The following is a 12119-nucleotide window of genomic DNA, read 5'->3' as shown; positions in this document are numbered from 1 at the left end:
GCCGTCGTGACCGGCGTTCTGGGCGATCCAGCGCAGCGGCTCGACGAGCGCCTTGCGCACGACCGAGACGCCGACCTTCTCGTCACCGGTGAAGCCCAGGTCGTCGTCGAGCACCGAGAGGATCTGCACCAGGGCGGCGCCGCCGCCGGGCACGGTGCCCTCCTCGACCGCAGCCTTGGTCGCCGCGATGGCGTCCTCGATGCGGTGCTTGCGCTCCTTCATCTCGACCTCGGTCGCCGCGCCAGCCTTGATGACGGCGATGCCACCGGAGAGCTTCGCCAGCCGCTCGGCCAGCTTCTCCCGGTCCCAGTCGGAGTCGGAGGCCTCGATCTCCTTGCGGATCTGGGAGACCCGGTCGGTGACGTCGGCCTTCTGGCCACCGCCGTCGACGATCGTGGTGTTCTCCTTGTCGACCACGACGCGCCGGGCGGTGCCGAGCACCTCCAGGCCGACCTGGTCGAGCTTGTAGCCCAGCTCCGGGGCGACCAGCTCGGCGCCCGTGGAGATCGCGATGTCCTGGAGCATTGCCTTGCGCCGGTCACCGAAGCCGGGGGCCTTGACCGCGCAGACCTTGAGGGTCTTGCGCAGCGAGTTGACCACCAGGGTGGAGAGCGCCTGGCCGTCCACGTCCTCGGCGATGATCAGCAGGGGCTTGCTGTTCTGCAGGACCTTCTCCAGCAGCGGCAGCAGCTCCTCGATCGCCGAGATCTTCTGGGTGGTGACCAGGATGTACGCGTCCTCAAGGACGGACTCCTGACCCTCCAGGTCGGTGACGAAGTTCGGCGAGATGAAGCCCTTGTCGAACTGGAGACCTTCGGTCACGTCCAGTTCGGTGGTGAGCATCGAGCCTTCCTCGACGGTGATGACACCGTCGCGGCCGACGCGCTCCATCGCCTCGGCGATCAGATCGCCGATCGTGGAGTCCTGCGCGGAGATCGTCGCCACGTTCGCGATCGACTCCTTGCTGGTGACCTCGGCGGCCTTGCCGAGCAGCGCCTCGGAGACCTTCATGGCCGCCGCGTCGATGCCCCGCTTGAGACCGGCCGGGTTGGTCCCGGCGGTCACGTTGCGCAGACCCTCGCGAACCATCGCCTGGGCCAGCACTGTCGCGGTGGTGGTGCCGTCGCCGGCGACGTCGTTGGTCTTGGTCGCCACCTCCTTGACCAGCTGCGCGCCAAGGTTCTCGTACGGGTTGGTGAGCTCGATCTCCTTGGCGATGGTCACACCATCGTTGGTGATCGTCGGCGCACCGAATTTCTTGTCCAGGACGACGTTGCGCCCGCGCGGGCCGAGGGTGACCTTGACCGTGTCCGCGAGGGCGTTGACACCGTGCTCCAGCAGGTGCCGGGCGTCGTCCGAGAAGCTCAGGATCTTCGCCATTAATGTCCCTTCGAAGCGCCATTGCCCCGGCCCGGCGAGCCGGACCGGGGCAGTGGCACTGATCGGTTGCTTACTTCTCGATGACCGCGAGGACGTCGCGGGCGGAGAGCACCAGGTACTCCTCGCCGGCGTACTTGACCTCGGTGCCGCCGTACTTCGAGTAAAGGACGGTGTCGCCGACCTGCACGTCAACCGGAACCCGGTTGCCGTTGTCGTCGACGCGCCCCGGGCCCACAGCGAGGACGGTGCCCTCCTGCGGCTTCTCCTTGGCGGTGTCGGGGATCACGATGCCCGACGCCGTGGTGGTCTCAGCCTCGTTCGCCTGGACCACGATGCGGTCCTCGAGCGGCTTGATCGCAACCTTGGTCGCGGTAGTCACGGGCATACCCTCCTGGGGTACTGGTTTCGTTGCTGGCCAGCGGGGCTGACCAGCGTCAATCTGCCTCATGCCACCGGGCGGTGCCGTCGTCGCGGGTGCCGGTCCGCCTGGCGTGCGCACCCGGGTCGCGAGACCCGGAAGCTGGCACCCTCAGGGTGAGAGTGCTAATCGCAGGTTATTCCGTGGCTAGCACTCCGTCAAGGAGAGTGCCAGCGCGTCGCGCCCCGCCAGCCAAGTTTTCCGAGTCGGACGGGACAATGGCCGGGTGGATCTCGATCAGCTGGCGGCGCTGCGTACCCCTGAGGGGTCGGCCGCGCTCACCGCGGCGGCCGACCTGGCCGGCGGTGATCCACTGGTCGCGGCGTCGGCCCTGCGCGCGACCGGGGTGCCGCCGACGTTGGCCGCGGCGGCGTTGACCCAGGCCGAGTTGCGCCACCGGGCGGTGGGCAAGTTCGGCTCGGCCGCCGCTGGGATGTTCCTCACCCGCCCCGGCCTGGAGCAGGCCACCCGCCGGGTGGTCGCCGACCGTCGAGCCGCCCGGTTGCACGCGGCCGGCGTGCGGACCCTGGCCGATCTCGGGTGCGGGCTCGGGGCCGACGCGCTGGCCGCCGCCCGCGCCGGCATCCGGGTGTACGGGGTGGAGGCTGACCCGGTGACCGCGGCGATGGCCGCCGCCAACGCCGAGGCGGCCGGCCTGGCCGAGCTGTTCACCGTCGAGTGCGGCGACGCGACCGGGTTCGACGTGGCAAGGGTCGACGGGGTCTTCTGCGACCCGGCCCGCCGCGCCACCGGCACCGGGCGGCGGATCTTCGACCCGCGCGCCTACTCGCCACCGTGGGACTTCGTCACCGGGTTGGCCGAGCGGGTGCCGCGCACCGTGGTGAAGGTCGCGCCGGGCCTGGACCACGCGCTCATCCCGGCCGGGGCGGAGGCCGAGTGGGTCAGCGTGGACGGCGACCTGGTCGAGGCCGCGCTCTGGTGCGGTGAGCTGGCGGAGGTGCCCCGTCGCGCCACCCTCTACCGCCAACGGGGCGCCGAGGCCCGCAGCCACCAGCTCACCGGCTCGGGTGCCGCCGAGGCGCCGGTCGGGCCGCCGCGTCGCTACCTGTACGACCCGGACCCGGCGGTGGTGCGCGCGCACCTCGTGGCCGAACTGGCCAGCGAACTGGACGCCAACCTGGGCGATCCGAGCATCGCCTACCTCTACGCCGACCAGCCGGTCCGCACCCCGTACGCGCGCTGCCTGGAGATCACCGACGTGTTGCCGTTCTCGCTCAAGCGCCTGCGGGCGCTGCTGCGGGAGCGCCGGGTGGGCCGGGTGGAGATCCTGAAGCGGGGTTCGGCGCTCACCCCGGAGCAGCTCCGGCGGGACCTGCGGCTGGCCGGGGACGCAGCGGCGAGTCTGGTGCTCACCCGGGTCGGCGGCGCACCGACGGTGCTGATCGGCCGGCCGGTCGACTAGCGCCGTCTCGACTAGCGTCTTCGCTGTGGCGGGACAGGGCACGCCGGCAACGGCACTCTTGGTCAAGCGGGGCATCGCGCATCGCACCCATCCGTACCGGGTGGCGCCGGACGCCCCGAACTACGGCGCGTTGGTGGCGGTGGCGCTCGGCGTGGCACCGGAGCGCGTGTTCAAGACTCTGGTGACCGACGTCGACGGCGCGCTCACCGTGGCGGTCGTTCCGGTCACCGGCGAGTTGGATCTGAAGGCTCTCGCGGCTGCGGTCGGCGGCAAGCGGGCGGCGTTGGCCGACCGGGCGGTCGCCGAGCGGGCCACCGGCTACGTACGCGGTGGGATCAGCCCGCTCGGGCAGCGTCGACGGTTGCCCACAGTGCTGGACGAATCCGCGCTGGATCTCCCGACGATCTACGTCTCGGCTGGTCGGCGTGGTCTGCAACTCGAACTGGCCGCGGCGGATCTGGTGGCGCTGACCGACGCCTGTACCGCGCCGTTGCAGACCCACTGACGACAGTCGTTACGTCGACACCCCCGTGGGATACCCGCGGAGTAACAGTCGCGTTGCTGAATTGTTATCGCTCCCAACAAACTATGCACCTGCGCGGTCTTGTGGAGCCGGTGTGACGCGAAATACGTTGCCGGACACAACAAAACAACACCTCCCCCACCTCCGAAAGGACCCTGCACATGCGTAAGGGGATCCTCACCATCGCCGCCGTGGGCCTGCTCACGACCGGCGGCTTGACCGCCTGTGGCGACGACTCCGGCGACAAGGCCGCCTCCGCCAAGACCCCCAAGATCGGCGTGATCCTCCCGGACAGCAAGTCCTCGGCCCGCTGGGAGACCGCGGACCGCCGGTTCCTGGAGGAGGCGTTCAAGGCCGCCGGCGTCCAGTACGACATCCAGAACGCCCAGAACGACAAGACCGCCTTCCAGACCATCGCCGACCAGATGATCACCAGCGGTGTGACCGCTCTGATGATCGTCAACCTGGACTCCGGCACCGGCAAGGCAGTGCTCGACAAGGCCAAGTCGCAGGGCGTCGCCACCATCGACTACGACCGGCTCACCCTCGGCGGCTCCGCCCAGTACTACGTCAGCTTCGACAACGAGACCGTCGGCAAGCTCCAGGGCGAGGGTCTGTCGAAGTGCCTGACCGAGAAGGGCGCCAAGAACCCCGTCGTGGCGTACCTGAACGGCTCCCCCACCGACAACAACGCCACCCTGTTCAAGGCTGGCTACGACTCGGTGCTCAAGCCGAAGTTCGACTCCAAGGAATACGTCAAGGGCCCTGAGGACGCGGTGCCGGCGTGGGACAACGCGCAGGCCGCGACGATCTTCGAGCAGCAGCTCACCACGGCCAACGGCAAGATCGACGGCGTGCTGGCCGCCAACGACGGTCTCGGCAACGCGGCCATCTCGATCCTGAAGAAGAACAAGCTCAACGGCAAGGTGCCGGTGACCGGGCAGGACGCCAGCACCGAGGGCCTGCAGAACATCCTCGCCGGTGACCAGTGCATGACCGTCTACAAGGCGGTCCGGGAAGAGGCCAAGGCCGCCTCCGACCTGGCCATCGCCCTCGCCAAGGGTGAGAAGAAGGACACCGGCCAGACGGTCAAGGACGGTGACCGGGACGTGCCCTCGGTGCTGCTCACCCCGAAGGCCATCTACAAGGAGAGCGTCAAGGACGTCATCGCCGACGGCTACGTGACCAAGGAAGAGGTCTGCACCGCGGCGTACACCAAGTTCTGCGCCGAAGCCGGCATCAGCTGACCGACGCCGCAGTACCCGCCGGAACGACCATCGCCGCCCGGCACGGGAGCACCCCTCCCGTGCCGGGCGGCGCCCGCCGGACGGGCCCCGACCCTCCCTTAAGAAGGAGACCCCCGTGTCCGCGACCCCCCTGCTGGAACTCCGCGGGATCGACAAGAGCTTCGGTCCCGTCCAGGTGCTCCGCGACGTCGCCCTGACCGTCCACCCGGGTGAAGTGACCGCATTGGTCGGCGACAACGGCGCCGGCAAGTCGACCCTGGTGAAGTGCATCAGCGGCATCCACCCCACCGACGCCGGAGAGTTCCTGTTCAACGGTGAACCGGTGCACATCGGCAGCCCCCGCGACGCTGCCACGCTCGGCATCGAGGTCGTCTACCAGGACCTCGCGCTGTGCGACAACCTGGACATCGTGCAGAACATGTTCCTCGGCCGGGAGAAGCGCAGCGGCATCGTCCTCGACGAGCCGACCATGGAACAGCTCGCCGCCGAAACCCTGGCGGGGCTCTCCATCCGCACCGTCACCTCACTCCGGCAGCACGTGTCCAGCCTCTCCGGCGGTCAACGACAGACCGTTGCCATCGCCAAGGCGGTGCTCTGGAACAGCAAGCTCGTCATCCTGGACGAGCCGACCGCGGCGCTCGGCGTGGCACAGACCGCCCAGGTGCTCGAACTGGTCCGACGCCTCGCCGACAACGGCCTGGCCGTGGTGCTCATCTCGCACAACATGAACGACGTCTTCGCCGTCTCCGACCGGATCGCCGCGCTGTACCTCGGTCAGATGGTCGCCCAGGTGAAGACCACCGACATCACCCACGCCCAGGTGGTCGAGCTGATCACCGCCGGGCGCTCGGGCGGGCTCGGCCTCGCCACCGACCCGGGCAGCAACGGCGACGGCCCGCAGGCGGCCGACTCGATCTCAGGAGGCGCCCGATGACCACCACCGCCGTGCGGAAGGACGGCCCCGCCGCCGTCACACCGACGCCGACCATCGGAGGCCACTTCCGCAACTACCTGAGCCGGGTACGCGGTGGCGACGTCGGCGCGCTACCAGCCGTCCTCGGCCTGATCGTGCTCTGCACGGTCTTCGCGATCATGCGGCCGTCGTCGTTCCTGTCGGCCGGCAACTTCGCCAACCTCTTCACCCAGGGCGCGGCGGTAACGCTGATCGCGATGGGCCTGGTCTTCGTGCTGCTGCTCGGCGAGATCGACCTCTCCGCCGGCTTCGCCAGCGGCGTCTGCGCTGCGGTGCTGGCCAATGTGGTCACCGTGCTCGGCTACCCCTGGTGGGTCGCCGTGCTCGCCGCCGTCGCCACCGGTGTGGTCATCGGCACCACGCTCGGCATGCTCGTGGCGAAGATCGGCATTCCGTCCTTCGTGGTCACCCTCGCCGGCTTCCTCGCCTTCCAGGGCGTCGTGCTGCTGCTCGTCAAAGAGGGCACCAACATCTCCGTCCGCGACGACGTGCTGGTCGCCATCGCCAACCGCAACCTCGCCCCCACGCTGGGCTGGGGGCTGACCGTCCTCGCGGTCATCGGCTACGCGGCGGTGCAACTGCTGCGCCACCGCACCCGGGTGGCCCGCGGCCTGATCACCGACCCGCTCGCGGTGGTGGCGCTGCGGATCGGCGGGCTCGCCGTCATCCTCGGCACCGCGGTGTACGTGCTCAACCTGGAGCGCAGCCGCAACGTCCTGATCAGCTCACTCAAGGGCGTACCGATCGTGGTGCCGATCATCGCGGTGCTGCTGATCATCTGGACCTTCGTGCTCCAACGCACCAGCTACGGCCGGCACATCTACGCCGTGGGCGGCAACCGCGAAGCTGCCCGCCGGGCCGGCATCGGCGTCGACCGGATCCGGGTCTCGGTCTTCGTGATCTGCTCCTCGATGGCCGCCATCGGTGGCATCGTGGCGGCCAGCCGGGCCAACTCGGTCGACCCGAACACCGGGGGCAGTAACGTACTGCTCTACGCGGTCGGCGCAGCGGTGATCGGTGGCACCAGCCTCTTCGGTGGCAAGGGCCGCGTCCTCGACGCCGTACTCGGCGGCGCGGTGGTCGCGGTCATCGAAAACGGAATGGGCCTGATGGGGTACGACGCGGGAGTCAAGTACGTGGTCACGGGCGTCGTACTGCTGCTCGCCGCCAGCGTCGACGCGCTCTCCCGCCGCCGCGCGGCAGCCACCGGCACGCGCTGACCGCGCGGGAGGTAGCACCAGCATGCGCCCAGGACCGAGCCAGGATGACGTCCGACGGCAGAACCTCGGGGCCCTGCTGCGGCACGTGCACGTCAACGGGGCGACCACGCGTGCCGAGCTGACCACCACGCTGGGCCTCAACCGCAGCACCATCGGCGCGCTCACCGCCGACCTGTCCGCGGTGGGGCTGGTCAGCGAAGGCGCACCGAAGGAAACCGGCCGGGCCGGACGACCGTCACTGGTCGTCCGGCCCGAGTCGACCCGGGTCTACGCGTACGCGTACTCGGTGGAGGTGGACCGGCTGCGCGCCGCCCGGATCGGGTTGGGTGGCGCGGTCCTGGACCGCCGGGATCTGGACCGGCCGCGCGGGCTGCTGGCCGCGGAGGCCGCGCCGCTGCTGGCCGGCGCGGTCAAGGAGATGCAGCAACTGGTGCCGGCGGACGCGATCTGCGTCGGCGCCGGCGTCGCGGTCTGCGGCATGGTTCGCCGGGACGACGGCCTGGTCCGACTCGGCCCCACCACCGGTTGGGTGGACGAGCCGATCGGCGCTGCCCTCGCCGACGAGTTGGGCATCGACGTACCGGTCACAGTGGGCAACGTGGCCGACGTCGCCGCGTTCGCCGAGCACGCACGAGGTGTGGCTGCGGGCTGTGACAACGTTCTCTACCTGTACGGCGACGTCGGCGTGGGTGCCGGCATCATCGCCGGTGGGCGCCGGCTGACCGGGCACGGCGGGTACGGCGGCGAGGTCGGCCACATGAAGGTGGTCCGCGACGGCAAACCCTGTGAGTGCGGGTCCCGAGGCTGCTGGGAGACCGAGATCGGCGAGCACGGCCTGTTGCGTGCCGCCGGACGCTCCGACGCCCGGGGCCGCGACGCGCTGTTGGAGGTCTTCGACGCGGCCGACCGCGGGGACGCCCGGGCCCAGACGGCGGTCCGCCAGGCCGGCGACTGGCTCGGCTTCGGGGTGGCCAACCTGGTGAACGTCTTCAACCCCGAGATGGTCATCTTCGGCGGCACCATGCGTGACCTCTACCTCGCGGCGGCGGCGCAGATCCGCAGCCGGCTCAACTCCAACGCGCTCGGCGCCTGCCTGGAGCACGTCCGGCTGCGTACGCCGAAACTGGGTACGGACGCGCCCCTGATCGGCGCCGCCGAGCTGGCCTTCGAACGGCTCCTCGCCGACCCCCTCGACGTGGGCTGATCCGTACGCGGTCCGGCATGGATGTCGAGCTGCTCGCTGTCACCCGCTGATCCGGTTCGCTTCGCGATGAACTGATCGCGCGATCAGCCCGTACCAGTGGGCGGACGGGCAACCGGCAAGGCGCGGCTGCCCGGTCCAGACGCGTTCGGTCCGGACCGAGGAGGCACCACAGACATGGCACCGCTCAGATCCGCCCATCGCCGACTGGGCACCCGGACCCACCGAGCAGCGATGCTGCTCATCGCGATCATCGCGGGGGTCGGTGTCCTGCCCGGCGCGGCCATCGCCGCCCCCGCCGGCGGGCGACAGCTCAACGCCGCCGACATGACACTGCTCAACGGGGTGCGGTTGGCCGGGCTGTGGGAGATGCCGGCCGGCCAGATGGCCGCCGAGAAGGGACAGTCGGCGAAGGTACGGGAGATCGGCGCCGGCATCGCCGGCGAGCACCAGAAGCTCGATGAACTCGTGGTCGAGGCGGCCAACAAGCTGGGCGCGACCATCCCGAGCGAGCCGACGGCCCAACAAAAGGGCTGGCTGACGGAGATGAAGGACGCCTCCGGCGCCCGGTTCGACCAGATCTTCGTGACCCGCCTCCGGGTCGCTCACGGCAGCATTCTCCCGGTGATCAGCGCAGTACGGGCCAGCACCCGGGACGCCACCGTCCGCAAGCTCTGCGAGGACGCCACCGGCTTCGTCACGCACCACATGCAGATGCTGGAGTCCACCGGACTGGTTCGGTGGCCGGAGCTGCCGCCGGCCGCGCTGCCCGCCCCGGGTGAGGACGGACTCCTGGCCGCCGCCTCGGCCAACTCCGGCCCGCAGGTCGGAGTCAGCAGCACCGTCGTCTGGTTGGTCTTCCTCGCCGCGCTGGGCACCGGCGGAATCGCCACCTACCGGATGTTGCGCCGCAGCTGACCAGTCAGCCAGCTGCCTGGATGGATGGTGGCTCGCGTTACCGGTCCACCTGGGTGAAGTCCCAGGAGTGCGGGGCGCGGGCCACCAGCAGGGCTGGCGGGTCCGGTAGCGGGCGGGGGCTGCTGCGCCACTTGGAGATCACCACCACGCGGTGGTCGGTGGAGGAGAAGACCTCGCTGGAGACGTGGAGCGGGTCGTGCTCCAACTCGGGCAGGGCGGTGTCGCACACCCAGGTGATCAGGTCGGCGACTCCGTACGCCTCGGCGCGCGCCTCCCACATCCGCACGATCATGTCCGCCGCCCCCGTCACACGCTGACCGTGGTCAACGGCAGCGCCGAATCGGCCGGCAGGTCCAGTCGGCTCGGAGCGACCCCGGCGGCGACCAGGTGCGAACCGAGCGCGGCCACCATCGCGCCGTTGTCGGTGCACAGCTTCGGCCGGGGTACCCGAACCCGGATGCCGTACTTCTCGGCTCGCTGCTCGGCCATCGCCCGCAGCCGGGAGTTCGCCGCCACTCCCCCGCCGATGACCAGGGTCTCGATGCCCTGCGCCCGGCAGGCGGCGAGCGCCTTGCTGGTCAGGACGTCACAGACCGCCTCCTGGAAGGACGCGGCCACGTCGGCCACCGGAACCGGCTCACCGGCACGCTGGCGGGCCTCGACCCACCGGGCCACAGCCGTCTTCAGGCCCGAGAACGAGAAGTCGTACCGGTGGGCGGCGAGATCCTTCGCGGCGGTCAGACCGCGGGGGAAGGCGATCGAGGCGGCATCGCCGGCCCGGGCCTCCCTGTCGATGGGCGGACCTCCCGGGAACGGCAACCCGAGCAGCCGGGCGACCTTGTCGAACGCTTCCCCGGCCGCGTCGTCGATGGTGGCGCCGAGCGGGGTGACACCCCGGGCCAGGTCGTCCACGAGCAGGAGGGACGAGTGGCCGCCGGACACCAGGAGCGCGATGGCGGGTTCGGGCAGTGGGCCGTGCTCAAGGGTGTCCACCGCGACGTGGGCGGCGAGGTGGTTGACGCCGTAGATGGGCTTCTCGGCGGCGACCGCGTACCCCTTGGCGGCAGCGACGCCAACCAGCAACGCACCGGCCAGCCCTGGCCCCGAGGTGACAGCGATCGCGTCGATGTCGGCCAGCGTGACGCCCGCCTCGGTCAGGGCCCGGTCCATGGTCGGCACGATGGCCTCCAGGTGCGCCCGGCTGGCCACCTCCGGTACCACACCCCCGAACCGGGCGTGTTCCTCGACGCTGGAGGCGAGCGCGTCGGCCAGCAGGGTGTGCCCCCGCACGATGCCGACACCGGTCTCGTCGCAGGAGGTCTCGATACCCAGGATCAGTGGTTCGTCAGCCATTGTCGTGTGGTCCGTTCCCGGTCGGCTCGGCGTCGCGCCGCATGACCAGCGCGTCTGTGTTGCTCGGTTGGTAGTAGCCGCGCCGCACCCCGATCGGCTCGAAACCGTACGTCGCGTAGAGCCGCTGAGCTGCGGCGTTGTCCACGGCGACCTCCAGCAGGGTGCTGCCGGCGTCGCGCCGGACCGCCTCGGCTAGCAACTCCTCCAGCAGGGCACGGCCTACGCCGCGCCGCTGGGCGTCCCGGCGGACGGCGATGTTCTGTACCCACACCTCGTCCGGCGGAACGCCGGCGAGCCCGGCGTAGCCGAGCACTGAACCGTCCGCGTCGACGGCGACCCGGTAGTGGTGCCCGTTGGCGAGCTCGCTCCAGAACATGGCGGGCGACCACTTCTCAGCGCCGAAGAGGTCCGCCTCGATCGGCAGCACGTCGTCGATGTGCCACCAGCGGAACGGTTCGAGCCGTACCGCGGTCATGGCAGGACCGGTTTGCGGCCGGTCGCCGCCACCGCGTCGGGGCGTCGCAGGTAGAGCGGAGTGAGCCGCTCACTGGACGCCCCCGCCCGGATCCGCTCGGCGGCGAGCAACGCCAGCACTGTCGCGTCCGGATAGCGCGGCTCGACCCGGACGGGCAGGTCCAGGACGTCTGCGTACCGGTGCGCCCCGTCACCGACCGCGATCGTCGCGCCCAGTTCGCGGGCCCGCGCGGCGGCGACCGCCGGCGCGGACACCTCGGGCCCGACGATCCGCTCGCCGGCGCCGTCGTAGACGGCCCAGTAGAGCTCCTTGCGCCGGGCGTCGCTGGCGGCCAGGACCGGCGTGCCGGACGCCGCCGGGTAACCGATGGCGTCCAGCGAACAGACACCGTACGTGGGGATCCCCAGCACCTGACCCATTGTCGCGGCGGTGACCAGGCCGACCCGTAGCCCGGTGAACGGACCCGGGCCGAGCCCGGCGACGATGGCCGCCAGGTCACGCGGGCGCGCGTCAGCGTCGGCGAGGACCGCATCCACCTGGGGCGCGAGCAGCTCACCGTGCGCGCGGGCATCGACCGTGCACCGGTGCGCCCGCGACGCCACGCCGTCTGCCGAGATCTCCACCAGCGCCGCGGTGACCGCGGGGGTCGAGCTGTCCACCACGAGTACGAGCACGGTAAGCCAGCCTAGCCGCCCCGCCCAGCCCTCCCGGTCACGCCCCGCCACCCCCCTTCGCCCCTCGCCCAGCTCTCGTCCGCTCTCGCCCGGACCTTGCCCCCGGCCACCCGCGTTCGCCCTTCGTCTCACGTCGCCCCACACCGCCCCACTCCGCCTCACCCCGCCCCGCCTCGCGCCGCCCCTGCCACCCCGCTGCGGACCGCCCCGCTGCGGACCGCCCCGCCGCCGTTGGCCGCCGGCCCAACGGCTAGCCAGGGACGAGCGCTGGAACCACACCCGCTAATCAGCCTGATGTCTGTGAGTCATCGTGA

Annotated in this window: 13 protein-coding genes; 7 read left to right on the top strand and 6 right to left on the bottom strand. The window is 70.8% G+C overall.

Features of this window, described 5'->3' with window-relative positions; genetic code table 11:
* Positions 1–1380, bottom strand: a 1380-nt coding sequence (gene groL, locus AB0B48_RS28175; protein WP_357206756.1) for a chaperonin GroEL, incomplete at its 3' end; no start/stop codon positions are given.
* Positions 1381–1450: 70 nt separating this feature from the next.
* The gene (groES, locus tag AB0B48_RS28170) at positions 1451–1765 is read right to left on the bottom strand and encodes a co-chaperone GroES (protein WP_030330046.1); all 315 of its coding nucleotides are present in this window, start codon (positions 1763–1765) and stop codon (positions 1451–1453) included.
* Between the two features lie 259 nt (positions 1766–2024).
* Between groES and AB0B48_RS28165 the strand changes: the two genes are divergently transcribed.
* From AB0B48_RS28165 to AB0B48_RS28135, 7 genes are all read left to right on the top strand, one after another.
* The gene (locus tag AB0B48_RS28165; RefSeq protein WP_357206754.1) at positions 2025–3221 is read left to right on the top strand and encodes a methyltransferase domain-containing protein; all 1197 of its coding nucleotides are present in this window, start codon (positions 2025–2027) and stop codon (positions 3219–3221) included.
* Between the two features lie 25 nt (positions 3222–3246).
* Positions 3247–3726, top strand: coding sequence for a Cys-tRNA(Pro) deacylase (gene ybaK, locus AB0B48_RS28160; RefSeq protein WP_357206752.1), 480 nt, complete (start codon positions 3247–3249; stop codon positions 3724–3726).
* A gap of 179 nt (positions 3727–3905) precedes the next feature.
* Positions 3906–4991: a substrate-binding domain-containing protein gene (locus AB0B48_RS28155; RefSeq protein ID WP_357206750.1), complete on the top strand. Its 1086-nt coding sequence runs from the start codon at positions 3906–3908 to the stop codon at positions 4989–4991.
* Between the two features lie 115 nt (positions 4992–5106).
* A complete protein-coding gene (locus tag AB0B48_RS28150) occupies positions 5107–5925 on the top strand; it encodes an ATP-binding cassette domain-containing protein (RefSeq protein WP_357206748.1) in 819 nt (272 codons plus the stop codon).
* Positions 5922–7184 (top strand): ABC transporter permease, encoded by a 1263-nt coding sequence (locus tag AB0B48_RS28145; protein ID WP_357206746.1) that lies wholly within the window; start codon positions 5922–5924, stop codon positions 7182–7184. The genes AB0B48_RS28150 and AB0B48_RS28145 overlap by 4 nt, the downstream gene beginning before the upstream one ends.
* Before the next feature lie 22 nt (positions 7185–7206).
* Positions 7207–8388, top strand: a complete 1182-nt coding sequence (locus AB0B48_RS28140) for an ROK family protein (RefSeq protein WP_357206744.1) — start codon at positions 7207–7209, stop codon at positions 8386–8388.
* Positions 8389–8562: 174 nt separating this feature from the next.
* Positions 8563–9303, top strand: coding sequence for a DUF4142 domain-containing protein (locus AB0B48_RS28135; RefSeq protein WP_357206742.1), 741 nt, complete (start codon positions 8563–8565; stop codon positions 9301–9303).
* 37 nt (positions 9304–9340) lie between these two features.
* Here AB0B48_RS28135 and AB0B48_RS28130 read toward each other — a convergent pair whose 3' ends face one another.
* The 4 genes from AB0B48_RS28130 to tsaB are packed head-to-tail and all read right to left on the bottom strand — an operon-like array spanning position 9341 to position 11805.
* On the bottom strand, positions 9341–9595 hold the full coding sequence (locus AB0B48_RS28130; RefSeq protein WP_039906914.1) for a hypothetical protein: 255 nt from the start codon (positions 9593–9595) through the stop codon (positions 9341–9343).
* A 14-nt stretch (positions 9596–9609) separates the two neighbouring features.
* On the bottom strand, positions 9610–10656 hold the full coding sequence (gene tsaD, locus AB0B48_RS28125) for a tRNA (adenosine(37)-N6)-threonylcarbamoyltransferase complex transferase subunit TsaD (RefSeq protein ID WP_091402289.1): 1047 nt from the start codon (positions 10654–10656) through the stop codon (positions 9610–9612).
* Positions 10649–11131, bottom strand: coding sequence for a ribosomal protein S18-alanine N-acetyltransferase (rimI, locus tag AB0B48_RS28120; RefSeq protein ID WP_357206740.1), 483 nt, complete (start codon positions 11129–11131; stop codon positions 10649–10651). Before rimI ends, tsaD begins: the two co-directional genes overlap by 8 nt.
* Complete coding sequence (tsaB, locus tag AB0B48_RS28115) at positions 11128–11805, bottom strand: tRNA (adenosine(37)-N6)-threonylcarbamoyltransferase complex dimerization subunit type 1 TsaB (RefSeq protein ID WP_357206738.1); 678 nt, start codon at positions 11803–11805, stop codon at positions 11128–11130. The genes rimI and tsaB overlap by 4 nt, the downstream gene beginning before the upstream one ends.
* Positions 11806–12119: the final 314 nt, after the last annotated feature.

The sequence above is a fragment of the Micromonospora sp. NPDC049089 genome, from assembly GCF_040648775.1.
Taxonomy (GTDB): Bacteria; Actinomycetota; Actinomycetes; order Mycobacteriales; family Micromonosporaceae; genus Micromonospora.
Note: the sequence above shows the minus strand (reverse complement) of the source record. Positions and strands in the feature narration are given on the sequence as shown.

Excerpts from the sequence above, each read along its gene's own strand:
- AB0B48_RS28145 (WP_357206746.1), top strand. The coding sequence starts at position 5,922 with ATGACCACCACCGCCGTGCGGAAGGACGGCCCCGCCGCCGTCACACCG.
- AB0B48_RS28130 (WP_039906914.1), bottom strand. The coding sequence starts at position 9,595 with ATGATCGTGCGGATGTGGGAGGCGCGCGCCGAGGCGTACGGAGTCGCC.
- AB0B48_RS28140 (WP_357206744.1), top strand. The coding sequence starts at position 7,207 with ATGCGCCCAGGACCGAGCCAGGATGACGTCCGACGGCAGAACCTCGGG.
- rimI (WP_357206740.1), bottom strand. The coding sequence starts at position 11,131 with ATGACCGCGGTACGGCTCGAACCGTTCCGCTGGTGGCACATCGACGAC.
- tsaD (WP_091402289.1), bottom strand. The coding sequence starts at position 10,656 with ATGGCTGACGAACCACTGATCCTGGGTATCGAGACCTCCTGCGACGAG.
- groES (WP_030330046.1), bottom strand. The coding sequence starts at position 1,765 with ATGCCCGTGACTACCGCGACCAAGGTTGCGATCAAGCCGCTCGAGGAC.
- AB0B48_RS28155 (WP_357206750.1), top strand. The coding sequence starts at position 3,906 with ATGCGTAAGGGGATCCTCACCATCGCCGCCGTGGGCCTGCTCACGACC.
- AB0B48_RS28135 (WP_357206742.1), top strand. The coding sequence starts at position 8,563 with ATGGCACCGCTCAGATCCGCCCATCGCCGACTGGGCACCCGGACCCAC.